Source organism: Arthrobacter sp. TmtSoilC77 (assembly GCF_059739415.1).
This window is the reverse complement of record NZ_AP046050.1, coordinates 3,996,481-4,021,390: the sequence shown is the minus strand read 5'-3', so window position 1 is coordinate 4,021,390 and position 24,910 is coordinate 3,996,481. Positions and strand designations below refer to the sequence as shown.

At 61.7% G+C, this 24,910-nt stretch carries 31 protein-coding genes; 21 read left to right on the top strand and 10 right to left on the bottom strand.

Annotation, left to right across the window (positions count from 1 at the left end):
• The first annotated feature begins 75 nt into the window (after positions 1 to 75).
• From AC6I99_RS18485 to AC6I99_RS18440, 10 genes are all read left to right on the top strand, one after another.
• Entirely contained in the window at positions 76 to 234 is a 159-nt protein-coding gene (locus AC6I99_RS18485; RefSeq protein ID WP_216926527.1) for a hypothetical protein, read from the top strand.
• A complete protein-coding gene (locus AC6I99_RS18480; protein ID WP_497961492.1) occupies positions 231 to 494 on the top strand; it encodes a hypothetical protein in 264 nt (87 codons plus the stop codon). Before AC6I99_RS18485 ends, AC6I99_RS18480 begins: the two co-directional genes overlap by 4 nt.
• 113 nt (positions 495 to 607) lie before the next feature.
• Complete coding sequence (locus AC6I99_RS18475) at positions 608 to 811, top strand: hypothetical protein (RefSeq protein ID WP_224088966.1); 204 nt, start codon at positions 608 to 610, stop codon at positions 809 to 811.
• Positions 808 to 1,323 (top strand): hypothetical protein, encoded by a 516-nt coding sequence (locus tag AC6I99_RS18470; protein ID WP_497961490.1) that lies wholly within the window; start codon positions 808 to 810, stop codon positions 1,321 to 1,323. Before AC6I99_RS18475 ends, AC6I99_RS18470 begins: the two co-directional genes overlap by 4 nt.
• A complete protein-coding gene (locus AC6I99_RS18465) occupies positions 1,320 to 2,549 on the top strand; it encodes an Nramp family divalent metal transporter (protein ID WP_224088961.1) in 1,230 nt (409 codons plus the stop codon). The genes AC6I99_RS18470 and AC6I99_RS18465 overlap by 4 nt, the downstream gene beginning before the upstream one ends.
• A complete protein-coding gene (locus AC6I99_RS18460) occupies positions 2,546 to 2,974 on the top strand; it encodes a hypothetical protein (protein WP_497961488.1) in 429 nt (142 codons plus the stop codon). The genes AC6I99_RS18465 and AC6I99_RS18460 overlap by 4 nt, the downstream gene beginning before the upstream one ends.
• A complete protein-coding gene (locus AC6I99_RS18455) occupies positions 2,961 to 3,296 on the top strand; it encodes a PRC-barrel domain-containing protein (RefSeq protein WP_497961487.1) in 336 nt (111 codons plus the stop codon). The genes AC6I99_RS18460 and AC6I99_RS18455 overlap by 14 nt, the downstream gene beginning before the upstream one ends.
• Before the next feature lie 126 nt (positions 3,297 to 3,422).
• Entirely contained in the window at positions 3,423 to 3,794 is a 372-nt protein-coding gene (locus AC6I99_RS18450; RefSeq protein ID WP_497961485.1) for a hypothetical protein, read from the top strand.
• A 159-nt stretch (positions 3,795 to 3,953) separates the two neighbouring features.
• On the top strand, positions 3,954 to 4,439 hold the full coding sequence (locus AC6I99_RS18445; RefSeq protein ID WP_224088953.1) for an SRPBCC family protein: 486 nt from the start codon (positions 3,954 to 3,956) through the stop codon (positions 4,437 to 4,439).
• 95 nt (positions 4,440 to 4,534) lie between these two features.
• Positions 4,535 to 6,064, top strand: coding sequence for a CYTH and CHAD domain-containing protein (locus AC6I99_RS18440; protein ID WP_497961483.1), 1,530 nt, complete (start codon positions 4,535 to 4,537; stop codon positions 6,062 to 6,064).
• Between the two features lie 6 nt (positions 6,065 to 6,070).
• Here the strand turns inward: AC6I99_RS18440 and AC6I99_RS18435 are convergent, their stop codons facing one another.
• Positions 6,071 to 6,907, bottom strand: a complete 837-nt coding sequence (locus AC6I99_RS18435; RefSeq protein WP_497961481.1) for an alpha/beta fold hydrolase — start codon at positions 6,905 to 6,907, stop codon at positions 6,071 to 6,073.
• Between the two features lie 179 nt (positions 6,908 to 7,086).
• Here AC6I99_RS18435 and AC6I99_RS18430 point away from each other — a divergent pair, with 179 nt between their 5' ends.
• The 4 genes from AC6I99_RS18430 (at position 7,087) to AC6I99_RS18415 (ending at position 10,107) form a co-directional block, all read left to right on the top strand.
• On the top strand, positions 7,087 to 8,136 hold the full coding sequence (locus tag AC6I99_RS18430; RefSeq protein WP_497961480.1) for an AvrD family protein: 1,050 nt from the start codon (positions 7,087 to 7,089) through the stop codon (positions 8,134 to 8,136).
• On the top strand, positions 8,133 to 9,107 hold the full coding sequence (locus AC6I99_RS18425) for a beta-ketoacyl-ACP synthase III (protein ID WP_224165374.1): 975 nt from the start codon (positions 8,133 to 8,135) through the stop codon (positions 9,105 to 9,107). Before AC6I99_RS18430 ends, AC6I99_RS18425 begins: the two co-directional genes overlap by 4 nt.
• Positions 9,108 to 9,195: 88 nt before the next feature.
• On the top strand, positions 9,196 to 9,441 hold the full coding sequence (locus AC6I99_RS18420; protein ID WP_224088948.1) for an acyl carrier protein: 246 nt from the start codon (positions 9,196 to 9,198) through the stop codon (positions 9,439 to 9,441).
• A 54-nt stretch (positions 9,442 to 9,495) separates the two neighbouring features.
• Positions 9,496 to 10,107, top strand: a complete 612-nt coding sequence (locus tag AC6I99_RS18415; RefSeq protein WP_497961477.1) for a flavodoxin family protein — start codon at positions 9,496 to 9,498, stop codon at positions 10,105 to 10,107.
• Positions 10,108 to 10,182: 75 nt separating this feature from the next.
• On the opposite strand, the gene AC6I99_RS18410 is transcribed toward AC6I99_RS18415, so the two are convergent.
• The 3 genes from AC6I99_RS18410 to AC6I99_RS18400 form a co-directional block, all read right to left on the bottom strand.
• Positions 10,183 to 10,803: a thioesterase II family protein gene (locus AC6I99_RS18410; protein ID WP_497961475.1), complete on the bottom strand. Its 621-nt coding sequence runs from the start codon at positions 10,801 to 10,803 to the stop codon at positions 10,183 to 10,185.
• A 16-nt stretch (positions 10,804 to 10,819) separates the two neighbouring features.
• Entirely contained in the window at positions 10,820 to 11,227 is a 408-nt protein-coding gene (locus tag AC6I99_RS18405) for a winged helix-turn-helix transcriptional regulator (protein ID WP_223934520.1), read from the bottom strand.
• A 78-nt stretch (positions 11,228 to 11,305) separates the two neighbouring features.
• Positions 11,306 to 11,956, bottom strand: a complete 651-nt coding sequence (locus tag AC6I99_RS18400) for an HAD family hydrolase (protein ID WP_497944400.1) — start codon at positions 11,954 to 11,956, stop codon at positions 11,306 to 11,308.
• Positions 11,957 to 12,123: 167 nt separating this feature from the next.
• On the opposite strand from AC6I99_RS18400, the gene AC6I99_RS18395 reads away from it, so the two are divergent.
• The 5 genes from AC6I99_RS18395 to AC6I99_RS18375 all read left to right on the top strand — a co-directional run bounded on the left by AC6I99_RS18395 (position 12,124) and on the right by AC6I99_RS18375 (position 18,326).
• A complete protein-coding gene (locus AC6I99_RS18395) occupies positions 12,124 to 12,801 on the top strand; it encodes an FMN-dependent NADH-azoreductase (RefSeq protein WP_224088943.1) in 678 nt (225 codons plus the stop codon).
• Positions 12,802 to 12,810: 9 nt separating this feature from the next.
• Positions 12,811 to 13,515, top strand: coding sequence for an AAA family ATPase (locus tag AC6I99_RS18390; RefSeq protein WP_497944401.1), 705 nt, complete (start codon positions 12,811 to 12,813; stop codon positions 13,513 to 13,515).
• Positions 13,516 to 13,647: 132 nt separating this feature from the next.
• Entirely contained in the window at positions 13,648 to 14,550 is a 903-nt protein-coding gene (locus AC6I99_RS18385; RefSeq protein WP_497944402.1) for a helix-turn-helix transcriptional regulator, read from the top strand.
• A gap of 72 nt (positions 14,551 to 14,622) precedes the next feature.
• The gene (locus tag AC6I99_RS18380; protein WP_497944403.1) at positions 14,623 to 16,356 is read left to right on the top strand and encodes an ABC transporter ATP-binding protein; all 1,734 of its coding nucleotides are present in this window, start codon (positions 14,623 to 14,625) and stop codon (positions 16,354 to 16,356) included.
• Positions 16,353 to 18,326 carry an ABC transporter ATP-binding protein gene (locus tag AC6I99_RS18375; protein WP_497944404.1) on the top strand — a complete coding sequence of 658 codons (1,974 nt, stop codon included), beginning with the start codon at positions 16,353 to 16,355 and terminating at the stop codon, positions 18,324 to 18,326. Before AC6I99_RS18380 ends, AC6I99_RS18375 begins: the two co-directional genes overlap by 4 nt.
• 44 nt (positions 18,327 to 18,370) lie before the next feature.
• On the opposite strand, the gene AC6I99_RS18370 is transcribed toward AC6I99_RS18375, so the two are convergent.
• The gene (locus AC6I99_RS18370; protein WP_497944405.1) at positions 18,371 to 18,910 is read right to left on the bottom strand and encodes an MOSC domain-containing protein; all 540 of its coding nucleotides are present in this window, start codon (positions 18,908 to 18,910) and stop codon (positions 18,371 to 18,373) included.
• 90 nt (positions 18,911 to 19,000) lie between these two features.
• Between AC6I99_RS18370 and AC6I99_RS18365 the strand changes: the two genes are divergently transcribed.
• On the top strand, positions 19,001 to 19,780 hold the full coding sequence (locus tag AC6I99_RS18365) for an alpha/beta fold hydrolase (RefSeq protein ID WP_497961473.1): 780 nt from the start codon (positions 19,001 to 19,003) through the stop codon (positions 19,778 to 19,780).
• A gap of 23 nt (positions 19,781 to 19,803) precedes the next feature.
• On the opposite strand, the gene AC6I99_RS18360 is transcribed toward AC6I99_RS18365, so the two are convergent.
• The gene (locus tag AC6I99_RS18360) at positions 19,804 to 20,283 is read right to left on the bottom strand and encodes an NUDIX hydrolase (RefSeq protein ID WP_497961996.1); all 480 of its coding nucleotides are present in this window, start codon (positions 20,281 to 20,283) and stop codon (positions 19,804 to 19,806) included.
• A gap of 242 nt (positions 20,284 to 20,525) precedes the next feature.
• Here AC6I99_RS18360 and AC6I99_RS18355 point away from each other — a divergent pair, with 242 nt between their 5' ends.
• Positions 20,526 to 21,896: a hypothetical protein gene (locus AC6I99_RS18355; protein WP_497961471.1), complete on the top strand. Its 1,371-nt coding sequence runs from the start codon at positions 20,526 to 20,528 to the stop codon at positions 21,894 to 21,896.
• Between the two features lie 101 nt (positions 21,897 to 21,997).
• On the opposite strand, the gene AC6I99_RS18350 is transcribed toward AC6I99_RS18355, so the two are convergent.
• The 4 genes from AC6I99_RS18350 to AC6I99_RS18335 all read right to left on the bottom strand — a co-directional run bounded on the left by AC6I99_RS18350 (position 21,998) and on the right by AC6I99_RS18335 (position 24,697).
• Positions 21,998 to 22,174 carry a hypothetical protein gene (locus AC6I99_RS18350; protein WP_497961470.1) on the bottom strand — a complete coding sequence of 59 codons (177 nt, stop codon included), beginning with the start codon at positions 22,172 to 22,174 and terminating at the stop codon, positions 21,998 to 22,000.
• 7 nt (positions 22,175 to 22,181) lie between these two features.
• The gene (locus AC6I99_RS18345) at positions 22,182 to 23,336 is read right to left on the bottom strand and encodes a glycosyltransferase family 2 protein (protein WP_497961469.1); all 1,155 of its coding nucleotides are present in this window, start codon (positions 23,334 to 23,336) and stop codon (positions 22,182 to 22,184) included.
• 180 nt (positions 23,337 to 23,516) lie between these two features.
• On the bottom strand, positions 23,517 to 23,687 hold the full coding sequence (locus tag AC6I99_RS18340) for a hypothetical protein (protein WP_216926503.1): 171 nt from the start codon (positions 23,685 to 23,687) through the stop codon (positions 23,517 to 23,519).
• Between the two features lie 179 nt (positions 23,688 to 23,866).
• The gene (locus tag AC6I99_RS18335) at positions 23,867 to 24,697 is read right to left on the bottom strand and encodes an oxidoreductase (protein WP_497961467.1); all 831 of its coding nucleotides are present in this window, start codon (positions 24,695 to 24,697) and stop codon (positions 23,867 to 23,869) included.
• Positions 24,698 to 24,910: the final 213 nt, after the last annotated feature.

Below are 24,910 nucleotides of genomic sequence, written 5' to 3'. Positions count from 1 at the left end.
GGTGGAGCTCCAATTGGAGTCCCAGCGGACGCCTTCCTAACTGGACAAATTTGTTTGAAGGGATGCGTAGCTTAGATGAACACACTATTGGTGATTGCCGGCGTCATTGCGATCGTGCTGCTGCTTGTTGGCGGTTTTAACCAGGCCCTGAGTTTCCTGCTGTGGGTAGGAATTATCTTGCTGGTCCTGGCGCTCATTGGCTGGGTTCTGGGCCGGGGCCGGTCGCGCGTATGACAACTGATCCAACCGAAGTTGCCGGCTTCAGTCAGGTGCACGATGGGATCACGACGCCAGGTCATCCGATCCCGCGCGATCTTGGGGCGCCCGACTCCAGCGATCAGGTACCTGTTGGCGACGCATCCGGGGAAGGTTCGGAAGATGCCGCCGATGCCGGGGGAAATGAATCAGCGAATCCACCCGGGCCGGCAGAAGAAAAAGATGAGCGGACCGCAGACGATCGCGGTTTGACTACCGAAACCAATCCTTCGGATTGACATGGGTTTTGCGGTCGCGGCCAGGGAAGGGATCCCGGGCCCGACCGCGCCCTTTGGTCACCCAGCCAGTACTAATAGCCGGGCAGTAATTCTGTTTATCGATTGGGGAAGAAATGCGAATCGGTTCAATTATTGGGCTGTTCGTAGTTGTGTGGCTCGTCATTGGAGCAATAGCGGCCGGCCAACGCGGCTATTACAACGCCCCACCCGCGCAGTGTTCGCAGTTTGCGACCATCGCCCTGAATATTGTGGCCGGGCCCCTTAATTACACAGGCATGGATCCACAAGCCGGTTGCCAGGTTCCGCAGCCATCGTGAGCCGGTACGGCAAGCGCCTGACGACGATTCTTCTGGCTCTGGCGGTACTCGCCGGAGCGCTGACGGCATGCTCACAACGTCCTTCCCCGGAGGCGCTTAAGGGACCAGCCAAGGACGTCTTCTCTGCCGTCCAGGCCACCACCCTGGCGGTGGAAATCAGGATCAAGAACAGCACGACGGCGGCTGCCGGCTCTACTGCCGCAGATGACATGTTGGGCGAGGTCGAGTCCGCTACCGATGAAGTTGAAGGTTTCACGGCTCCCACGGAGGAGGAAAAGTCGCTCCGTGATGACATGTTGGCATCCTTCGCCACAGTCTCGCGCGCCTTGCTGCATGCACGCGACGCGTTGACGGCTCCTGCCGGTAGCCCGCAACCCAGCGGCCCCGAACCCAGCGGCCCCGAACAGGGGCAATCGGGTTCAGGCGAGAATGGCCTGCCCCAAGTCCTGGCCGAACTGCGCAGTGCAACGGACCAGCTCAAAGCCCTCATGACCAAGGCCGGCATCCAGTGAAGCGGCTCCTCGGTGTTGCACTGGGCATCCTGACAGCAATCGGGGGCTTCGTTGACATCGGGGATTTGGTAACCAACGCCGTAGTAGGCTCCCGCTTTGGACTTTCCCTGGCGTGGGTGGTGGTGGTCGGCGTCGTCGGAATCTGCCTTTTTGCCAACATGTCAGGACGGGTGGCAGCGGTATCCGGCCGGGCTACGTTCGAGGTGATTCGCGAACGCATGGGACCGCGCGCCGGACTGGCCAACCTTGGCGCTTCCTTCCTGATCAACCTGATGACGGTCACCGCCGAGATCGGCGGCATCGCCTTGGCGTTGCAGTTGGCCAGCGGCGTGGCCTACCTGCTCTGGGTCCCTGTCGCGCTGCTGGCTGTCTGGCTGGTGATTTGGCGCGTGAAGTTCAAAATCATGGAGAACGTCACTGGTCTCCTGGGACTCTCCTTGGTGGTCTTTGCAGTGGCGCTTTTCCTGCTCAAGCCCGATTGGGGTGTCCTGGCCACCCAAGCGTTCACGCCGTCGGTGCCTCAGGAGGAAGGCGCTGGCGTGTATTGGTACTTTGCCATCGCTCTCTTCGGTGCTGCCATGACCCCCTACGAGGTCTTCTTCTTCTCCTCGGGCGCTGTGGAGGAACGGTGGAAGGTCAAGGATCTGCTCCAGGCCCGAATGAACGTTCTGCTCGGTTTCCCGCTGGGCGGGTTCCTTTCCGTGGCAATCGCCGCGTGCGCCGCCGTCGTTCTCCTGCCTGCGGGAATCAGCGTCACCACGCTTTCGCAAGTGGCTTTGCCCGTTGCCCTGGCCGGAGGCCAACTTGCCTTGGCCGTGCTGATTGTGGGCCTTGTGGCCGCGACATTCGGTGCGGCGCTGGAGACTACGCTGTCCAGCGGCTACACGTTGGCGCAGTTCTTTGGATGGTCTTGGGGAAAGTTCCGGCGCCCGGCGCAGGCTGCCAGGTTCCATATGTCTATGATCGTGGTCCTTCTGGCGGGTGCCGCTGTCCTCGCCACTGGCGTAGACCCCATCCTGGTCACTGAGTACTCCGTGGTGTTCTCCGCGATCGCGCTGCCTCTCACCTATTTACCGATCCTGATTGTCGCGAACGATCCCCAATACATGGGTGAGCACGTCAACAACAGGGCCGTGAACATCGCCGGGTTGGTCTATTTGGTGATCATCCTGGCCGCGTCCTTGGCCGCCATTCCACTCATGATCATTACCGGAGCAGGCGCATGAGTACCGCCAAACGCAGGAAAATCCAGCCGCATGAAATCAGGCCTGCGCCACGCCCGGCAGGGTTGGTCCTGGACGCGCAGCTGCACTTGCTGGACCGGCAGGTGTTGGACGTCGACGGCGTACCCGTCACCACTGTCGACGACCTCGAGTTGAGTGGTCCCGCACCCGACGAGCCCATTCCCGAAGGTGCCGCACCGCCGAGCATTTCGGCACTGCTGACAGGTCCGGTACTGGGCACGCGGATCTTCGGCGGCAGGCCGCCGTCGAACAGGCTGATCCGTATTCCATGGGACGTTGTGTCCGGCGTCGACACCGTCATCTCGGTTGGGGTACGTTCGGACTCACTCGACGCCTCCTGGGTGGAGCGGTGGCTTCGGATCCATGTGATCGGGCGGATCCCGGGAGGTAGCCATGATCCTGACTGACATGCTGGGCAGTGAGGTGGTGGATAGCAGTGGTGACCGGCTGGGAGAGGTTTCAGACGTCCGCTTCGCCCTGGATTCGGCGCCTACCCAGCTCCTGAGCCAAGCCCGCCTGGTGGGCATCATTGTGAGTCCGCGGACGGCGTCGTCTTTTCTTGGGTATGAGCGACAAGGTATGACGCAGCCGTGGCCGGTGGCGCAGCTCCTGCGTTGGTGGCATCGGGGATCGTTCCTGGTGCTGTGGGAGGACATCGCAATGATGGGTTCACGGGAGGTGGTGCTTCGTCCGGACTTCGTGGCTTATGAATCGGGGCTGCCACGATAGCGCCTCAAGCATGAAATTGCTAAGTTTGCTGACTAATTTCTTCAAAGCATGGACACGTCGCCAACCGTCCTTATAGGTTCGAAGTGTTCCATTAACACGTTCCACCGCACGGAAAGGACAGGTCACATGGACAAGCAGAATGCCACGCCTGAAGAGGAAGCGGGGGGCTACGGCACCCCCACAGCAGAGCAGGAAGCGGGCGGATCGCAGGCGCAGCCCCGCGTGGAAGAGGACCTCAGCGAAGCCGGCCTGAGCGAGGACAGCCCTGATGGCGAAACATACGCAACCGGCGCACCAAACCTCAGCCATTTGGATCCTGAGGACTCGGACAGCGCAGGCGAACCTGGTGCAGGCCGCTTCGGTGGCATCGACGAACAGTCCCAGGCCGAGCAGAATCTGGACCAGCCTGCCGACTCCCTCGCCGATGGAAGCGGCAATGATCTGCCCCGGGACCAGTCACCCAGGGACGACGACGAAGAGAACTTCGACGCAGGTTAGGTCGTAACCACGGGGCGCCCATAAGACAGGCGCGCCACCGGTTATGCAGCCAGCCGGCTGGCGCGCCGCCGGCACTGCCCGGCTCAAAAGAGTCCGGCACTTTAGAGCGCAGTACATACAAACGCCCTATAAGAAGACACATCGAAGGAGCGACACCTTATGGCTACCGTCAATAAGTCAGTTGAAGTAGATGTACCCGTGTCCGTTGCCTACAACCAGTGGACGCAGTTCGAGACTTTTCCTGAGTTCATGAACGGCGTGGAGTCCGTGCAGCAGATCGACGACACAGCCCTCCACTTCGCAACGAACGTGGGCGGCGTGAAGCGCGAATACAACGCCCAGATCATCGAGCAGGTGCCTGATGCATTAGTCAGCTGGGCGAGCGTGGACGGCCCGCGCAATGCGGGAACCGTGACGTTTGAACCGTTGGACGCGGGGCACACACGCGTCAACGTAGAGATCGAATGGGAGCCGGACACCCTCGCGGAAAAGGCCGGCTCGGCAGTGGGGGCGGACAGTTTGCGCGTGGGCGCGGACCTGGACAAGTTCAAGAAGTTCATCGAGGCCCAAGGCCATGAGACCGGAGCCTGGCGTGGCACAGTATCCGGTGGTGATGTGGACGAAGGCGGAGGAGCATTGGTTTAAAGGGTTCGTGTAAGCCCCATACCGGTGGAGGTCGGCCAGCGAACGGGCCGGCCTCCATGGGTGCTACGAAGAACAGGCTCCAGTGAGGAGAAGTGATGGCTACGTCCAGCAACGTAGAGGCAGAGCGGAAGTTCGACGTCGATCCTTCCACGCCGCTTCCCACGCTTGACAGGATCGACGGCGTTGCCCGCGTGGGAGAGCCAGTCACCCATAGCCTGGAGGCGGTCTATTTCGACACGAATGACCTCGCGCTTGCGGCCCGTGGAATCACGTTGCGGCGCAGGACAGGAGGCCCCGACGCCGGTTGGCACCTCAAGCTTCCCCACAGCCCCGGACGTCGCACCGAAATCCATGCACCCTTGGGCCAGGCCGATACAGTGCCGGTGGAACTCATGGATCGGATCCTTGCCTACACGCGCGGACACGCAGTCATGGCAATCGCCACACTCAACACCGAACGCACCAGCTACCCCCTCTACAAGGACGACGGCGGCCGGGTTGCGGAGTTCGTGGATGACCACGTGCGGGCACGTGTGTCGCTGGGGAATGCCCATGAACAACAATGGCGCGAATGGGAAGTGGAACTCAACGGCAGCGTGCCCACGGACAATGGCGACGACATTCTGGATGCCGTGGCAAGCCAGCTCACTGGCGCCGGGGCAACTCCCAGCGAACGCACGTCCAAACTGGCAACAGCCCTGGGAGATTCCTGGCCGCGTGCAAAGGGGGCCGGCCGCGAGGTCCCCAGCGGCAAGGGACCGGCCGTGGTGCCTGTCCTGAACTACCTCGACGCCCAAGTGGCAAAGTTGCTCCTGCAGGACGCGCATGTGCGGATGAACCGTGACGATTCCGTCCATAAGATGCGCTCACTGACCCGCCGGATCCGTTCGGTGCTCCATAGTTACCGCAAACTTTTCAAGGGTTCCCCGGTTCAGGAACTTGAGCTTGAGCTGAAATCGTTGGCTCGGACTCTTGGACGCTACCGGGATGTAGAGGTCCTTCATGAGCGGCTCCGAAAGGATGTGGACGAACTGCCAATGAAGATGGTCTTGGGTCCTCTCCACGCTGAACTGGATGAACGGATGAACGTTCGGAGGGACACGGCGATGGCAGCAATCAGGACCCGGCTCAACAGCCCCCGCTATTTCCGGCTCCTGGATGGGCTCGAAGCGTTCCTGGACTCTCCCGCAATTGCACCGCAAGGAACCGGGCCGGCACGCAAGACCACAGCCAAGCTCGTTAACAAAGCGGGCAAACGCCTCGCCAAACGCCACGATGCAGCGGTGGGTGCCGCCGTCGGGCCTTCACGTGACTCTGCGTTTCACAATGTCCGCAAGACTGCCAAGAAGCTGCGCTTTGCCGCGGCCACCGCTGAAAGTGTCCACGGGAAGCGCGCCGCAAAGCTCGCGGACGCTGCCCATGATGTCCAGACCATTTTGGGTGAACATCAGGACAGCGCCATGGCCCGTGCCGAGCTTTTGAAGCTGGGGTCTGCCTCCGGTGCCAGTAACAGCGCTTTCACCTACGGTCTGCTCCATGCCGCAGAACGCGCAAAGGCCGACGCCGCGCAGCAGGAGTACCTGCATAGTGGCAGGAAAGCCAGGAAGCTCCGCCTCAAAAAGTAGGAGTTGCTACTTCTTCAGGAACGCCAGCAAGGCCTCGTTGATCTCGGCGCCGTGCGTCCACAACAGACCGTGGGGTGCGCCCTCGATTTCCTGGTAATCGGCGCTGGGCAGTGCCTTCTTGAAGCGCCGCCCTGTGACGTCGATGGGGAGGATGTTGTCCGCGGTGCCGTGGACGATCAGCGCTGGAACATCGATCTTGGGGATGTCCGCGCGGAAGTCAGTCAGCCACGTGGGCTGGGCGGCTACGGAAGCAAAGGCGCCCGACTGGCTTGCAAGGTTCCAGCTGGCGTCCACGGATTCCTGGCTGAGCCGCTCTGTCCCAAGGAAGGCATCGCTGTTGTAGAAGTTCTTGAAGAAGTCGGTGAAGAAGGCGTACCGGTCGGCCTTCACGGCCTGGGACAGGCCATCGAAGACATCCTGGGGAACACCGTCCGGGTTGTCATCGGTCTTCAGGAGGAATGGTTCCAACGATGCGAGGAATACAGCCTTTGCCACCCGGGCGGAGCCGTAGGTGCTGATGTAGCGTGCAACCTCGCCGGTGCCCATGGAGAAACCAACCAACACGGCATCGTTCAGGTCCAGGGTTTCCAGGAGGGTCTTGAGGTCCGCGGCAAAGGTGTCATAGTCGTAGCCCACCGTGGGCTTGCTCGACTTACCGAAACCCCGGCGGTCATAGGTGATAACGCGGTAGCCGGCATCCAGCAGGGCAGCAGTTTGCTTCTCCCACGATGAACCATCCAGCGGGTAGCCGTGGATAAGGACCACTGGCTGGCCCGTCCCATGGTCCTCGTAATAAAGCTCGATCCCGGTGCTGTTTTCGTTTCCGACGGTGATGTAAGCCAAAACTCAAGTCCCTTCGATGCGGATCTACACGAACGTTCCCAGCCTACTGTCCGGGCTGGGAGAGACACGCCCACAGCGGTGAGGGTGGTGTTCCCACCACCACCATCCACGGACACTGGTTGCCGTCGGCTGCGCGATGGATTCTAGGATCACCGCCGATGACGATCCTAGGAATACCCATGCCACTTGCCCTGCACTCCAACACCCGGAGTTACACCTCCATCGACGAACTCCTGGGCGATGGTCGCGGTCGGTTCTTCAGCCACGGCTACAAGACCACCAACCCCAGGCTGCGGGAACTCCGCGTAAACCACACGGTCTCCGAATCCACGCTCACTGCCCGCGCAGCCCTTGGCGTTGAAGGTACGTGGTCCATGAAGGGCAACTCGGAGCAAACCCCTCACCTTGGCACCACGGACGTCCTTGTTTTGGCTGCCAGGATGGCGGAGGCTTTGTTGGCCAGCCGGTATTCTCCCGGGCTGTTGCCTGCCGCCTACATTTCGTCGGTGACCATTTCTGGTGGCAATGAGCCTGTTGAAGGTGCGCTGGGCGATCTCGAATGCCGGGCGACGCTGCAGGACCTGGGACACGCTTCGGTCCTTCGCTGCTCTGTTGCGTCCATGACCGCGGTACTGGAAGTGGCCCATGAGCACGCCGAGCTCGGGCTGGCGTCAGTCCAGTCTCCGTCGGAGGAAGCTTTGGTGGGTGACGCCGGCACGCGTCTCTACGGTGGGCTGTGGGCAGAACGGCAGGTCTCGCTGCTGGACGTGGTCCTGGATCCCGGTGAAGGAACGGCCAGTGCGCAGCTCTCATTCCGCCAGCGGCCCTCCCAGCAGTCCTCACTGAGAGGAAGCCTGGATGACCGCCGCGGGCTGGAGGCCGCCTACCCGCAGGCGCTGTCCGCCGTCGAATACTTTGTTGCCTCGCTGCAGCTGGGACAGGTACTCCTGTACCGGCTCGATTCCATGGACCGCGCGGACAGCAACACCTTGTGGATGCGCAAAACCCGCATCACACTCAACGGCTCCTGCCCGAGGAATGGGGGCGGGCAGGGGACCGGCCTTGCAGTACGGCTGCACAAGAGCCGGTTGATCGAAAAGGACGGCGGATGGTGGCGCTGCGCTGATGTCGTAGGAACGTTCGACGGCGGTGAAGTAGTTTGCAGCGTTGCCCACCAACTGCCGTCCCAGGTTGCGGCAGTAAGCGCTTCCCTAGGGGATAGGAAATGAGTGCGGCATCCGCCGTTGTCCGCGGCCTTGGCGGAGCACTGCCCAGGAAGGTGGTCACTAACGAGCACCTGTCTGCTGTCATGGATACCACGGACGAATGGATCAGGCGCAGGACAGGCATCGCCGAACGCCGCCACTCTGACGAGACGGAAAGCACCAGCGTGCTGGCAACGACGGCGGGACGGCGGGCGTTGGCCAGTGCCGGCGTCGAATCTGCGCAGCTTTTGTTGGTGGCGACCTCGACGCCGGACAAGGTCTGCCCGGCCACGGCACCCAAGGTGGCGGCGAACCTGGGGTTGAAGGGCATTGCTGCTTTCGATGTGTCCGCAGTTTGCTCTGGATTTGTCTATGCCCTGACCACGGCCACCTGGGCTATCCGTTCGGGATCCGTGGACTCGGCACTGGTGATCGGGGCGGACACCTTTACCCGCTTGCTCGATCCGGGGGACCGGACCACCTCGGTGATCTTCGGGGATGGAGCGGGCGCGGCTTACTTGTCCGCTGGAACAGCAGACGAACCCGGGGCCATCAAGGCGTCAACGCTGCACTCCGATGGCGAGGGCGAAACGCTCATCCACGTGCCGGAAGGTCCGGGTTCATTCTTTGAAATGCAGGGCAAGGAAGTGTTCGCGCAGGCAGTCGCAGCGATGTCCGGTTCTGTGGAAACAGTACTCGCAAGCGCTGGTTGGGCTGCCGGCGATGTGGATTCCTTGATTGCGCACCAGGCCAACCTCCGGATCCTGAACACCGTTGCTTCGGTGACCGGCATTCCGGCATCCAAGGCGGAGGTCCACTTGGACAGGGTAGGCAATACTTCAGCCGCATCCATCCCGTTGGCCATGACCGACGCAGGAACCAAAGGCCACAGGAGCCCCGGAGACAAGGTGGTCCTGACTGCCTTTGGCGGAGGGACTACCTGGGGAGCCGTTGCCATGACCTGGCCATCGATCTCGGTTGTCGACCCGCACTAGGGCCGGACACCGATTCCTGCCGGCCGGGGTGCCTGCAGGACCACTGTGGCGCCGGCCAACCCGGGCCACCTGTAAAAGGGGGAAGCAAATGGAAATTACAGCAATGGACGTCGTAGGGGCGATTGGGTCCACCATGGACGAGCTCGGCCACATGGGACCGGACGACTCCTTCGCCGACCTTGACATCGATTCATTGTCACTCGTTGAAGCCGCCGTGATCCTTAGCAACAAATTCGGTGTTCGCGTGGATGAATTCGAGCTCGCCGAGGCAGGCAGCGCCCGCGCCGCAGCCAGCATGGTCACGGAAAAGCTGGCCCTGCAGCCCGCCATCTAGTTACACCATCACACGTAGACGCACGACCACACAGAACAAACAGGAAGGACACTGATGGCCACTCCGGCGATTGCAGTTGTTTATTTTTCAGGCTCGGGCCACACCAAGGTCCTGGCAGACGCAGTGGTTTCCGCTGCCGCCGCCACCGGAGCCACAACGGCTCTCCTTCGCGTGGATGAGCTGACCCAGGAATCCTGGGATTTCATCGACCAGGCAGACGCCATCATTTTCGGCGCCCCTACCTACATGGGCACGGCGCCATCGGCATTCCATGCGTTCGCCGAGAAGACCGCAGGCCGCTGGGCCGTGCAGAAATGGCACAACAAGCTGGGGGCCGGCTTTACCAATGCCGCTTGCAAGGCCGGCGACAAGAATTCCACCCTGGACTACTTCTCCACTTTCGCAGCCCAGCACGGCATGAACTGGATCAACCTGGGCCTTCTCCCGGGATGGAAGAGCACCAAGGGCACGGAAAACGATCTCAACCGCTTTGGCTACTTCAACGGAGCCGCGGCGCAGACATTCTCGGACGTCGGTGTCGAAGGCGTTCATCCCTCAGACATCGCTACCGCAGAGCACCTGGGGCGGCGCGTTGCGGAAATGGCCGCCATATTCGCTGCCGGCAAGACCGCCCTTGACCGCGAACTCGTGAGCGCGGGAGCCTAGGGCTTTCTCGTTCACTGCTACGGAAAACGCCTGGCGCTGCCCATATCCGGGCGTCGCCGGGCGTTTTCCGTGGCGCTAAAGTGTTCCGGTGTGAACGCTGGCGTCCGACAGGGTGGCTGCCACAAACGCCCTGACCTTCGGGTTTCCTATATGGAACAGATGTCCCCCACCGACTACCTCGATCAATCGTGGCTTCTGCGCGCACCAGTCCGCCCAGCGCCGTGACTCTGAAGCCGTAACCACAGGATCATCAGGGCTGTAGAGGACCGTGGCCGGCACCTTCAACTGGCCGGCGGGCAGCCTCCCGGGATAGCTGTCCAACAATTCCAGATCCTCAAGCAGTACTTCGCGGGCCCGCCCGGAGTGGGCGCCGAAAGCGGCTGCCGCGGCAGCGCCGGCGTCGTACATTCCCGACGGCGGCCGCGCGGCTGCCAGGAACACGTGCAGCACCCGCCCGGTGTCCTGAAGCCGAAGGGCGGCCTCGAAGGCGAGCACGGCGCCCATGCTGTGGCCATAGAGCGCCAACTGCCCCGACTGCGAGCTTGCGATTCGTTCGGCCATGGCGGCCGCGGCGGCACCAACGGAACGGAAATCCCTGCCGCGGTATCCGAGCTTGGTGACGTGCACGCCGTCAAAACGCCAGCCCGCAAAACTGGCCGTGGTTCCGCCCGCGTGGTGCAGGCAAAACAGGTGCATTTCCGGTGTCCCGGCGCTAGTTGAAAGCGAGCCGGTGGCGGTCGTGTTCCATGCGGGAGGCGGCGACGTCGTCCATGTGTTCCTCGGCCCACTCCTTCATCTCGAAGATGATCCGCAGCAGCGAATGTCCGCGCGGAGTGAGCTCGTAGTCAGTTCGCACGGGGACGGAGACGGTCACATGCCGTAAGACCAGTCCATCCCGTTCAAGCGAGCGGAGGGTGGAGGTCAACATTTTCTGGCTTGCGCCGGGTATCCGTTTGCGGAGGTCGCTGTGGCGCTGCTGCCCGTCCTCCAGCGCGAGCATCACCAAGGTGACCCACTTGCTGCTGATGGCCTCAAGCAGCTGTCGTGCCGGGCAAAGATCCAGGGAAGCGTTGTAGTGCTTCCGGGCCTTCATGCGTTTCTGTTCAGCCGTGAGAGTCATATCCCCAATACTTTCCTCATCAAGTGGACTGCTTGCCACAGCATACTTGGGGGTTGTTGCAGGTGGGGAACCGGTGACTCAAACCTTAACCGGGGTGACCAGCAGCGATTCTCCGGCCAAGGCCATGAAAGGAAGGTCCGAACTGTGGTCCCCGTAGGCGAAGCTGCCCGACAGATCCACCGAGAACGCTGCAGCGTGTGCTGCCACGGCCCGCGCCTTGGCGTCGGCTACCAGGGCCTCCCCGATGTCGCCGGTATATATGCCATTGGCGGTAGTAGGGAACGTGCACAGCAGCTCAAGGTGGGGCCACCGCCGTCGAACACGTACCAAAGCCGGCTCAAACGATGCCGTGACGGCCACGATGCGCCGTCCCTCCGAGGTGTGTTTGTCCAGGAGGGAAGCCACGGGTTCCAGGAAGGCCCAGCTATCCGGTGACGAGGCCTGGAAATCTGCCCAGCGCTCGCCGAGTTCCTGGACTTCGCTCACGCTGCGGCCCCGCCACCAGCTGAAGTATCGGGCGTTTGTCACGGAGCGCGGTACGCCATTCCTGGCTGCGGCCCGCAGGCCCTCAAGGAAGTCCTCCGCTTCGGCTTGGCGGGAGTAGCCGGCGTCGAAGCGGAGGAACTCGAAAATGGTGTTGTAGGCGGTGACGGTGCCGTCGATGTCGGTGTACACAGCCTGGGACGTGCCGCTGCTTTGGCCCGTGATGGGGCTTCCGGATTCTTCCACAGGAAGAATCCTAGGGACCGCTCCGGCAATGTGAAGCCTTCCAGGGGAGGGCACTTTGAGGTGCCCTAGGCACAAAAAAGTGCGTTCTTACGCGGCACCCAGCGGCCGGGTGAGGATCGAATACGGGGCACAAAGCGTCCCCGCAGCAAAGCCTCGAAAGGAAGCCAATGCCTACTATCCTCCACATCAACGCTTCTCCCCGCTACGCCAACAGCGACTCCCTGCGGTTGGCCCGGCACTTTATCGACTCCGTCCAGGCTGCCGGTCCGGAGAGCTTTGAGCTGGAGACCCTGAACTTGTTCGACGACGGTGCGTTGCCTGTTTTCGGTCGGATCGCGGCCGCCGCCAAGATGGCTGTCTTCACCGGACAGGACCAGACGCCGGAGCAGGTTGCCGCTTGGGAATCCGCACGCGCTGTGTTTGATCAGTTCGCTGCAGCCGACGCATATGTCTTCAACATCCCCATGTGGAACTCGGGCGTCCCCTACGTGCTGAAGCAGTGGATCGACATCATCACCCAGCCCGGCTGGAGCTTCGGCTTTGACCCGGAGCAGGGCTACCGCGGCCTCATGGAGGGCAAGCAGGCCCTGGCGATCCACACCAGCGGGGTTTACGCTCCGGGTGTTCCGGCCGCTTTCGGCTCCGACTTCAGCAGCACCTTCTTCGCTGACTGGCTGAACTTTGTGGGCATCCAGGACGCAACCCACGTTCGCTTCGCTCCCACGGTCCTCAATGGCGACGTCGATGGCACCCGCCAGGTTGCAGAAGCGGACCTGAGCGACGCTGCAATCGAATTCGCGGGCAAGCTCAGCGCCGCGGGCACCCTCCAGCTGGTCAACGACTAGGAGTTCCTTGTGCGCATTGGCATTTCGGGCACCTATTCCTCGGGCAAGACGTTCACGTCCATGGCACTGTCCCACTACACCGGGTTGCCCCGCACCAGGGCCAGGACCATGCGGGAAATCCTGCCCGAGGCCGCCCCTGGCAAGACCCTTGAGGAATGCACCGCCGCGGAGCTCATCCAGATGATCGTGACCCGACATGTGGAGCGTGCCGTGTACGAGGACAAGCTCTCGGAAGGTTTCATCTCCGACGGTTCATCGCTGCAGGAATGGATCTACGGGTCCGTGCGGGTTTCCCTCGGGCTGAACCCCAGTGCCTCAGCGCACCTGGCTGCGGGGGAGAGTGTGGAGAAGACTCCGGAACTGGCGTTCTTCGAAGAGGTGATGACCAGTCTGGGCAACAGCTTCAAGAGGCACGTCAAGAACTCCTTCGATGTGTTCGTGCACCTGAAGAACGAGCTTCCGCTCTCTGCTGACGGACACCGCCCGGTCAATGATCAATTCCGGAACATGTCGGATGAGATCCTGCAGCACACCATGGACGAGTTGGGCATCCCCTTCCACGTTGTGTCAGGTTCGGCGGAGGAACGCCTCCAGAAGATTGCTTCGCTCTTCAACCTGGAGCCGCGCATGAGCCCGGAGGACGCCACACGCCTGGCAGCCGAGGAATACGCGCAGTTGGACGTGCGCTCCGAACGGGAGCGGGTCCTGCAGTAACTAGATCCTGCAGTAACCAGATCCTGCAGGAACACGGAAACATCCGTTTGGATCCTGCTCACCGGTTCGTCCGGCCGACCCCCGCGTCACCGCGAAGGTCGGCCGGACGCTCGTCTTTTTACTGGAGACCCATTGCCTGCCGACCAGCCTCTTTCCCATCAAGCCCGCTCCAACCACGCCCGCCTTGGCGAGTTCTTCCGCACGCGCCGCGAGCAGACCCGTCCTCAGGATGTCGGATTACCAGTCAGCCCACGACGCCGGACTCCCGGGCTCAGGCGCGAAGAGGTGGCCGTCCTGGCCAATGTCGGCGTCTCCTGGTACACGTGGCTGGAGCAGGGGCGGGCCATTGGGGCCTCGGAGGAAATCCTCGATGCCATTTCGAACGCACTGCGGCTGAGCCCGGAGGACCGGACGTACGTCCGGCGGCTCGCGTCCGCGCGTCGTTCGGGTCTGACCGGCAATAAGGACAGCGCGGCCGGTGGGCCGGCTTTGGGACAGGCTGCCGGCCACAGCTTCGACGTAGGCGACGCCCAGCTCGCTCTGCTGCAGCAACTGGTGGATGCCATGGCGAATCCCAGCTACGTCGCGGACCCTTTTTGGACGGTCGTGGTCATGAATTCGACGGCCGCGGAAACCTTCGATACGCGTGTGGGCGAAAGCTGCCTCCAACGGTTCTTCACGGATCCCGAGCTTGCCCGGCCGCACGTGCACAAGGAGATGATGGCCCGCTCCATGGTGGCGCAGTTCCGTGCGCAATCAGCCAACTTCCCTGACGATCACCGTTTCGATGCCATGGCCCGGGGCCTGTGCCAGGTCTCGGAAGCTTTCCGCGAATTATGGCAGCGGCAAGTGGTTGGCGATTCGTATCACGTGGATGTTGTGTACGACCACCCGGCGGTGGGCCGCCTTAGCTTCGCTCCCATGGTGCTGGGTGTTCCGCAGTTCCCTGCCCTCCGTCTTTTCACGTACCTGCCCAAAAGCGGCACCGGAACGCAGGCTGCCCTGCAAGGTTTGAACAGGAAAGCAGTGGGCTGATTTTCCCTCTAGTTGCCCACAGCAACCAGACGTAAACTGGCCTTCGGTTCACTACGTTGGTTCGGAGTCCCCATGCTTTGGAAGGTTCTCGTTCGGTTCCTGAAGCCGCACCAGCGGTTGCTGGTTGCCGTCGTCGTTTTTCAATTGGCGCAATCCATCGCGTCCCTTTACCTGCCTACGCTCAACGCCGACATCATCGATAACGGCGTGGCTACCGGCGATACCGATTACATCCTGCGCATGGGCGGCCTCATGCTGCTGATCACCCTGCTGCAGATCGCCTGTGCCGTGGTTGCCGTTTACTTCGGCGCGAAGGCAGCCATGGGAATGGGCCGCGACCTGAGAGACGCCATCTTTGCCAGGGTGGGGGAGTTCTCCGAGCAGGAAGTCACCAAGTTCGGGGCGCCGTCCTTGATCACACGGTCCACCAACGATGTCCAGCAGGTTCAGCAATTGGTCCTCATGTCCTGCACGCTCATGGTTGCGGCCCCCATGCTCAGCATTGGCGGCGTCATCATGGCAGTTCGGCAGGACGCCCAACTGTCCTGGTTGATCGCGGTCTGCGTGCCGGTATTGCTGGTGGCCGTCGGGCTGATCGTTACCCGGATGGTTCCGTTGTTCCGCAAAATGCAGGTTCGGATCGACGCCGTCAACCGTGTCCTGCGCGAACAACTCACCGGCATCCGCGTGGTCCGGGCGTTCGTGCGTGAAGACATGGAGACCTCCCGGTTCGGAAAGGCGAACGACGACGTCACTGACGTCGCGCTGCGTGCAGGCCGTTTGATGGCGCTCATGTTCCCGGTGGTCATGCTTGTCATGAACATTTCCAGTGTGGCGGTGATTTGGTTCGGCTCGTTCCGGATCGAGGACGGTTCCATGCAGGTAGGCACGCTGATCGCTTTCCTCAGCTACCTCATGCAGATCCTGATGTCCGTCATGATGGCCACGTTCATGGCCGTGATGATCCCGCGCGCGTCCGTTTCCGCCGACAGGATCGGGGAGGTGCTGGAGACCGAATCAAGTGTCCAGCCGCCGTCGAATCCTGTTACCGGCGGTATCCGGCGGGGCGAACTGGAGATGCGCGACGTCGGATTCGCCTACCCGGGTGCCGAGCAGCCGGTGCTCAGCGGCGTCAGCTTTACCGCCCTGGCCGGCCAGACCACGGCGATTATTGGCAGCACCGGCGCCGGGAAGACCACGTTGGTGAACCTCATGCCGCGGCTGTTCGACGCCACTGCAGGCGCGGTTCGAATGGACGGCGTGGACATCCGCGAGCTGCATCCGGACCTGCTGTGGGGGCATATCGGCTTGGTGCCCCAACGGCCATATCTGTTCTCAGGCACTGTTCGCAGCAACCTTCAGTACGGCAAACCCGACGCCAGCGACGCTGAACTGTGGCAGGCCCTTTCAGTGGCCCAGGCGCGGGACTTTGTCGAAGAAATGGAAGGTGGACTGGATGCACCCATTTCCCAAGGCGGCACCAACGTTTCGGGCGGGCAACGGCAACGCCTGGCCATTGCCCGGGCACTGGTGAAACAGCCGGAACTGTACATTTTCGACGATTCGTTTTCCTCGCTGGACACGGCTACCGACGCCCGCCTCCGGCTGGCCCTCAAACATCACACCAACGGTGCCACGCTGGTGATCATCGCCCAGCGCGTCTCCAGCATCGCGGACGCGGACCAGATACTAGTGCTCGACGACGGCAGGATCGTTGGGCAGGGAACGCACGATGAGCTGTTGGAGACTTCCGAAACGTACAGGGAAATCGTGTCCTCCCAGCTAGCTGCGGAGGAGGCGGCATGAGCGCCATGACAACTGGTCAACGCGGGCCACAGCGGCCACCCATGGGGCCTGGACGTGGTGGTCCGTTCGCTGGAATGAGCATCCCGGCCGAGAAGGCCGCCAACTTTGGTGCCTCGGCCAGGCGGCTCCTGGGCACGTTGCGGCCTGAGCGGTTCTGGCTGACACTTGTGGTGGTCTTCGCAGTGGTCAGCGTTACTTTGTCCGTGATCGGACCCAGGCTGCTTGGCGAAGGAACCAACCTCATCTTCGCCGGCGTCGTGTCCAAACAACTGCCCCCAGGGGTTTCCAAAGCCCAAGTAATTGCTGGCCTGCGTGCCTCCGGCGAGAACAACAAGGCCGACATGCTGGGCGCCATGAACCTGACACCCGGCGTCGGCATTGATTTCGGTGCGCTGTCCTCCGTGCTGCTCTGGGTGCTGGCGCTGTATGTCCTGGCCTCAGCGTTCGGTTGGATGCAGGCCTACGTGCTCAACGGCGTCGTCCAGCGGACGGTGTACCGCCTCCGTGAGCGGATCGAAGCGAAAATCCATCGGCTTCCCCTGCGGTATTTCGATTCCATCCAACGTGGTGAGCTGCTCAGCCGGGTGACCAACGACGTCGACAACATCTCCCAAAGCCTGCAGCAATCCATCAGCCAGGTAGTGTCCTCGCTGCTGACCGTGCTTGGCGTGTTGGTGATGATGTTCCTGCTCTCGCCCCTGCTGGCCCTGATTGCGTTGGTGACCATCCCGCTCACCCTGGGGACCACGGTGGTGATTGCCAAGCGTTCACAGAAACTGTTCGTCGCGCAATGGAAAAACACCGGCGAGCTCAACGGGCAGATCGAGGAAACGTACACCGGACACGCGCTGGTGAAGGTCTTCGGCCGGCAAAACGAAGTCCAAGCGAAGTTCCGCGCCAAGAACAGCGAGCTGTATCAGGCAAGCTTCGGGGCACAATTCGTGAGCGGGCTGATCATGCCGGCCATGACGTTCATCGGAAACCTGGTGTACGTGGGCATCGCTGTGGTGGGCGGCCTGCAAGTGGCCTCTGGAGCCATGCAATTGGGTGACGTGCAGGCCTTCATCCAATACTCACGGCAGTTCACCATGCCCTTGGCGCAACTGGGATCCATGGCCAACATGCTCCAATCCGGCGTTGCCTCGGCGGAACGCGTGTTCGACCTTCTGGATGAGGAGGAAGAATCCCCGGAACCTGTTTCCGGCCAGTCCAGGGGCCCCGCGCGCGGGCGGCTCGTCTTCGAGAATGTGTCCTTCCGGTACCTGCCCGACAAGCCACTCATCACGGACCTTAGCCTGGTGGCCGAGCCCGGTCAAAGCATTGCCATCGTTGGGCCAACAGGTGCGGGCAAGACCACCCTGGTGAACCTCATGATGCGCTTCTACGAACTGGACGCAGGACGCATAACCCTCGACGGCGTGGACATCGCCACCATGTCACGGCAGGAACTGCGCTCGCGGATGGGCATGGTCCTGCAGGATACGTGGCTGTTCGGCGGGACCATCCGCGACAACATCGCCTATGGCCGGCCCACTGCTTCCGAACCCGAGATCCTTGAAGCTGCCCAGGCCACCTACGTGGATCGGTTCGTCCGTTCCCTTCCCGAGGGCTACGACACAGTGCTCGACGACGAAGGCGGCAATGTCTCCGCCGGCGAGAAGCAGCTGCTCACCATCGCCCGCGCCTTCTTGTCCCGTCCGTCGGTGCTGATCCTTGATGAAGCCACCAGCTCGGTGGATACCCGTACCGAGGTCCTGGTGCAGAAAGCCATGAACGCACTCCGCTCTGACCGGACCAGCTTCGTCATCGCGCACCGGCTTTCCACCATCCGCGACGCCGATCTCATCCTGGTCATGGAATCCGGGCAGATCGTGGAACAGGGGACACACGCTGAGCTGCTCGCTGCTGGTGGGGCGTATTCACGACTCTATGAGGCGCAGTTTGCCGCGCCGGCGGCTGAAGAGGTGTGAGCCTGCTGTAATCAGGGAAGCCGGGATGGCCGTAGCACCGTGGCCTAGCCCGCCCGGGATGGGTCCAATGACACGGGGCTTACCAAGACAGCAGGTCCGCGGTGCAGGAGACCCCCGGAAATCACCTGGCAGCGAACCCCACCCCTGCCGCGCATCGCCTTGTGTGCCCCCGGTGCCAGCATCTGGTCCATCCAGGCGCAAGGATGTGCCGGCCTGCCTGCCTTTAGCCGCACGGAGTCGCCGCCGGACTCCAGAGTGAACTCATGCCCCAGCAACGGAGCCAGCTCGGCCCCGCGAAGCACTACGTTTCGCCGGGTTGCCAACGGATCGAAAGGTCCGGCATCCAGTTCAGCGGCGATGGACTCGAGTGCTTCCACCGCGAATACCGTCACGGCGGCGTCCATGTGGGCGGCCTTGCCGAAGAACCTGTCCCCGACGATGCCCTTGCCGGCCACAAGCTCGGCCTGCCTAGCATCCGTCGTCGGAACGTCCGCAGCACCTTCGCGGGCACGGCCAAAATAGGCGTGCGCCGGCGACACCAAAAGATGCAGAACCTCGACGTCGTACCTGTACTCAGCGGTCATTATTCAACGCTAATGCTTCGACGCTTCGAACGGCAGCTCCTTATGTCGTACGCCACAGCGCCGGCGTCGTCCGGAAGATACAGTGGCACGGTGAACTTTGCCGTGGCCCCCGATGGCGCTGAACTCGCCTGGACGTCCGAAGGCGACGGCGAACCAATGCTGTTGATTGCCGGCCAAGCGACCGCCATGGACGGTTGGGGCCCGACGGCGAAGCTTCTCTCCCGCTCCTACCGCGTCATCCGTTTCGATCACCGGGGCATTGGCCGCAGCACCAAGGGTGACGCCGTGCGGTACACCACGAGGCTGATGGCCGGGGATGCAGCCGAGGTCCTCAAAGCTGCGGGCGTTGATGTAGCACACGTGTACGGCCACTCCATGGGCGGACGCGTAGCGCAGTGGTTGGCCATCGACTATCCGGAGAAAGTACGGACGCTGGTCCTGGCAGCCACCAGTGGAGGCAAGTGGCCGGGGGAGGGTATGGCCCCGGCCAAGGCTGCCTTGCAAGCCCTCGTCAGCGGGGATATGGACCGCTTGGTACCGCTCTTCTTTGATGAAGACTGGGTGCGCAACAACCCGGAGGCCACGCAGACGTTCTTCGCTTCCCACGCTTCGGCCTGGGCCAAGGCGCGGCATTTCAAGGCCAGTCGTGAGCACGATGCCTGGAGCCGGCTAGGCGATATCAAGGCCCCGACTCTGATAATTCATGGCACCGAGGATGCCCTTACGCCGTTACCGAACGCCGTCCTGCTCCGCGAGCACATTTGCCGTTCGGTGCTTGTCAGGGTTCCCGGAGCACAACATGGCCTGCACTTGGACCACCCGGAGACCATTGACTGGATTCGGCAATTTGTTACCAAAAAGGGTGCCTAATTTCGGCACTTTGGCGAGAGGCTCTAAAGGGCTTTCCCGCCAAGGTGCCGGACCAACGCGTCCACAATCGGCAGCTGCCCTTTGACGAGCTTTGTCCGGGCCGTGGCTTCCCCAAACCATCGGGCATCGTCTATCTCAGGAAATTCCTTGATGGAGCCGGACCCCTTGGGCCATTCCATGGGAAAGGTATTGCTGACGATTTCATCGGGCTGGAAGGAGTCTGCCTCTGCAGTGAAAGTCGTGATGAGTTTGCCGGAGGGCTGTTTGAAAACCCCTAACAACATGTAGTCGCCGGGTGGCGGTGGAGTACCAATCTCCTCGGTGAATTCGCGTCGGGCAGCAATCAGCGGATCTTCATCCTCAAGGTATTCACCCTTGGGAATTGACCACGCATGCTGATCCTTGTGCGCCCAAAAAGGCCCACCCATGTGGGCAATCCAGAGTTCCAACTCTCCAGTGGAACCGTGCCGGTACAGCAGGATTCCAGCGCTGCGAATCGTGATGCGACCTCCCGGCGTCATGATGTGAACGCGAAATGAATAGACAAAGCCAAGATTACTCCCGGCCACGCTGCCGTTATCCAATTGATGGCATATCGCCCGTTTTGGTTCGTCAATTCCCTTCCTACGGGCTCACGTCTACTTGATAATCGAGGAACTGCACGTTCCTCGTGGGGGTGGAACGTCTTTGCGGTCGCCGGTTTTTGCCGACGACGAGTCTGGGCGCATCAATGGAGGACACGGCTATGGCATGGTCAGTAGGGCTCATTCCGCATGGGCGAATAAAAGCAGCAGGTTTGGCCGTTGTGCTGGCGGTGGGCTTATCAATGCTCGCTGGAGCGGGCCCCTCCCGGGCGGCCGATACAACCCCCATGGCTGAGGATCCCGGCCCTGTGGGCAGCTTTGCCTGGAAGGGTTTCAACTGGCAGAAGCGCTTCTGGGGCGGGGCTCCGATGTACAACGCGAGCTGGGACGCCAACAACGTAAGCAACCCGGACGCCAATGGGTACGTCAAACTGTCCATCACCAACCCAACAGGCTCGGCTCCCAAGGGTGCAGAGTTCCAGTCCACGCGTGAGGGATTCGGCTACGGAACGTACAGCACCACGGTGGAAAAGGACGTGAGCGCGCTCCAGAAGGAAGTGGTCTGGGGTTGCCTGTTCACCTACGACCCCGCGGCGGAACCTGGCTATACGGAAATCGACCTCTGCGAGGCGTCCGCTTGGGGAGGCGGAGCTGCCTACGGCCAGAACTGGCCTGTCACCCAAGGCCATGGCTATTGGTTTGACGCCACACTGCCTCCTGGACAGGGCAACAACACTGTCACGTTCGATGTCACAAACGCCCCGATCCTTACCCACAGGATGGTTTGGGAACCGGGCAAGCTCACCTTTGAGACGTTTGCCGGCGAAGGCTACGGAGGAACGCTGTTGAAGAGGACGATCCTGCAGGGCTCCACAGTTCCACTTCCGGCCAACGAACAGATCCATTTCAATCTCTGGGTTACCGGAGGTGGCGGCGGTGATGCTGCCCATGTGGCACCTGAATCCGTGACGATCCGTGATTTCTCATTCGTACCGGGCATCCCGTTGACGGCCCCAACACCCACTATCTCCGGAACGGCGGCAGTGGGATCAACATTGACTGCCAACCCAGGCGCGTGGACCACTGGAACCGCGTTGACTTATCAGTGGTTCAAGAACGGCACGGCCATCGCCGGTGCAACGGCCCCCACGCGTGTCCTTGCAGCAGCGGATCAAGGTGCCACGTTGACCGTCCGGGTTACAGGCACCAAAGCCGGCTACGCCACCGCCACCAAGGAATCGGCACCCACGGCTGCCGTGGTGGCCGGTACGCTGCTTGCCCCTACTCCCACGGTCACAGGGACGCTCACTGTTGGTTCCACACTGACTGCCAACCCGGGGACGTGGACCTCGGGAACCACCTTGACCTATCAGTGGTATCGCTCCGGTGTTGCGATCACTGGGGCAACTGCCAGGACCTACGTTCTAGTGGGCGCGGATCAAGGAGACACCATGCGGGTGCGGGTTACAGGAACGAAGGCCGGGTACACCTCGGTATCCAAGTACTCCGCCAACACGGCACTCGTAAGTTAGGGAACGTCGGGTTAAGGCAACAAACCCGCAGTTGTGTCGCGCTGGGGGCGTGATCCGACACAACTGCGGGTTTGCTGGGCTTGATGGTTTCTCTGTATGCGCTAGTTTTTCGGCGCGCGGACCGGGACCATCCTCTTGATGGCCAGGCCAAGAGCCAGAATGGCGAAGGCGGCCAGTGCGAACCAGAAGAGGTCCCCGGCGCCGGTCATGGCAAGAGTGCCGGAGCCGGCGCCTCCTGCAATTGCTGCGCCTACGGATCCTGCCGGGTTGTTGTACATGAGTCGTTTACCAAACTTTCTTTCTGTTGAGTGCGGCGTCCAGGTAGGCCTTGGCGTGGACTGCCTGGAGGAAAACGTCGATGACGGTTTCGTACATGGTTGCGGCAAGCAACATGTACCTCCAACCCCGGAAACGCAGGGTTACTATTCGTTCCAGGACGAAGATGCAGGTGACAGCGAGCCAGAATGGGTGGAGATTCAGCCCCATTCCGGTGGTCAGGGCAAAGATGATGGATCCGAGATAGGCCAGGGTCACCAGGACGCCGAGCATGGAGAGAAACTGCCGTCCCCAGTAGGCCCTGGTGACTTTGGTCCATCCGTACTGCACACAGTTCTCCACGGCTCCGCGCTTCCAGCGAAGCCGCTGCGACCATAGTTCCCGCCACGTGGGCATGACTTCGGTAACCAGCGTGCAGTTTGATGGTGAAGCTATGCGGTATCCGAGGGTGAGGAGTGCGAAGGACAATTCGTTGTCTTCGGTCAGCACCGAGGTATCGTAGACGCCGCCCTCGCCGTTTCCGGGAGGAAGCGTACCGTTCAATCGTGCTGAGACGACGTCCCGAAGGGTTTTGATGCGGAATAGCGCCGCAGTCCCTGTGACTACCAGGCATCTGCCGTGGAGGCGCTTTATATCCCTGGCGTAGCGGGCGTACTCATTTCGTTGCAGGTGTCCTACGAATCCGCCTCCGGGTCCACCGCTGAACACTCCGCCCACGGCGCCCAGCAGTTCGTCGTTGAGGAGGTTGTTGGTGGCATTTTCGATGAAGTCCGGGGCGAGCTGCGAATCGGCGTCCTGCACCAGAACCAGGTCGTCGGGATCAGCTCCGGGAAGAAATTGGCCCAGGGCGAAGTTCAGGGCACCGGCTTTCTTATCCTTGTTGCCGACCGTGTGGAAGACTTCGACGCCCTGGGCCAAAGCCAGTTCTTCAGTATCGTCAGTGCAGTTATCGGCCACCACGATCACGCGATCAGGGCGGCGGGTCTGGTTGTTCAGCGAGATAAGGGTTTGGGTAATGCCAGCGGATTCGTTGTGTGCCGGGACCAGAACCGTAACCACACCGCCAGGGGCACGATGGGATCCTCGTGGTGCGGGAGTTGTCTCTGAATTGACGCCCCGATACATGTGGGATACCTCCGTTCGAACCTTGAAGTGGTGTTTCACTTAGGGTTCCAACGCGAACGCAAGAAAGCTGCCCGCAAAGCATCAAGGAAGTCTCAAGGTTTGATCAGGAGTTCCCGGACGGCGTCAATATGCAGAAAACGCAGGAGGACGACGCAGAAAACGCAAGAGGACGACGCCGGGAGGTCCCGGCGTCGTCCTCTTCTGGTGCGTTTGAGCTGCTTAGCGGCTCAGGCTAACGGTGAAGGTTTTCGGTCCGCTGAGCGTTACTGCAATGCCGCAGTTTTCTGCAGCGGCGCGGGGGGAAAGATCCCGGATGGCGGCGTCGATGGTGTGGTCGATTGCCGACTTGTCCCAGATTTTCAGCGTGATGGAGTCAGTATGTGTCGTCATTGTCAGTACTTTCACTCAGGCCGTTAACAGCCCCAAGCTTCTTCGCAGGGGCCGCATCCTCGTCGGTGAGGATTGCTGATTCAGCTTGTATGGGAACGAATTCCCTCATTCATGGTTCATGCTGCCTACCGCGATTGACAAGCTGATCCGGCCAAGTGTGACCGATTACACGTTGGACGTTACTCCGTGTAACCCGTGCTGATGCTCTGCTCGCGCCAACGATCCACCTCGGCGCGCTGGGCTTCCTCCACCGCTCCGTAGGCGTAGACGGCGTCGGCACCCAGCAGCAGGAAGCCTGGTGTTTCAGCTGCTTGGACCGCGGCGATAATCACCTCTGCTGCTTTGTCCGGGTCGCCGGGCTGGGTGCCGTGGACGGTGTCATTTTCCTTGCGACGCTTCCCGGCCGTCTCTGCGTAGTCCTGGATCGCCTGGGCAGATTGAGTCAGCGAACGCCCCGCAAAATCGGTCCGGAATGCACCGGGCTCCACCACTGTCACGGAGATTCCCAGAGGCTTCAGTTCCTTCTGCAACGAGCCGGACAGGCCTTCCAGCGCCGCCTTCGTTGCTGAGTAATAGCCGGAACCGGGCGGGCAGATCCGGGCGCCAATGGAGGAGATATTCACGATCGCACCGGATCGGCGGGAGCGCATCCCAGGCAGGACGGCCTTGATCATGGCCACCGGACCAAAAACGTTGGTATCGAACAGCGCCCGGACATCGCCGTCGTCGCCCTCTTCAATGGCTGCGCGGTAACCATAACCGGCGTTGTTGACCAGGACGTCCACCGCGCCAAAGCGTTCTTCGGCCTCCTTCATGGCGGCTTCAATCTGCGACTGCTCGGTGACATCGAGTGCGACGGCGAGGGCCGTCGTCGGAAATTCTGTGGCCAGGTCCTGCAGCTTGGAAACGTCGCGGGCGGTGACGACGGCGTTATCGCCCCGCGCGAGCACGGCTTGGGCCAGCGCGCGGCCGAGTCCGGTGGAGCAGCCAGTGATGAGCCAGGTAGTCATGATGTTCCTTTCAAGGGTGGACCACTCCCTTGGAACGCTACCCCTTAGAGGAATGGGCGTGGGCTCCTGACTTTCTTTGAATCTTCGACCGCGTCAAAACAACTCCAATCAGTTGGATTTGCGGGCCCTTCGGCAGCAAAGAAGGTCAGGAGGAAGCGAGTCCCGGCCTGTTCACTTCTGTCAAACTCTTGACTGCCGTGTTTTGCCACTGGT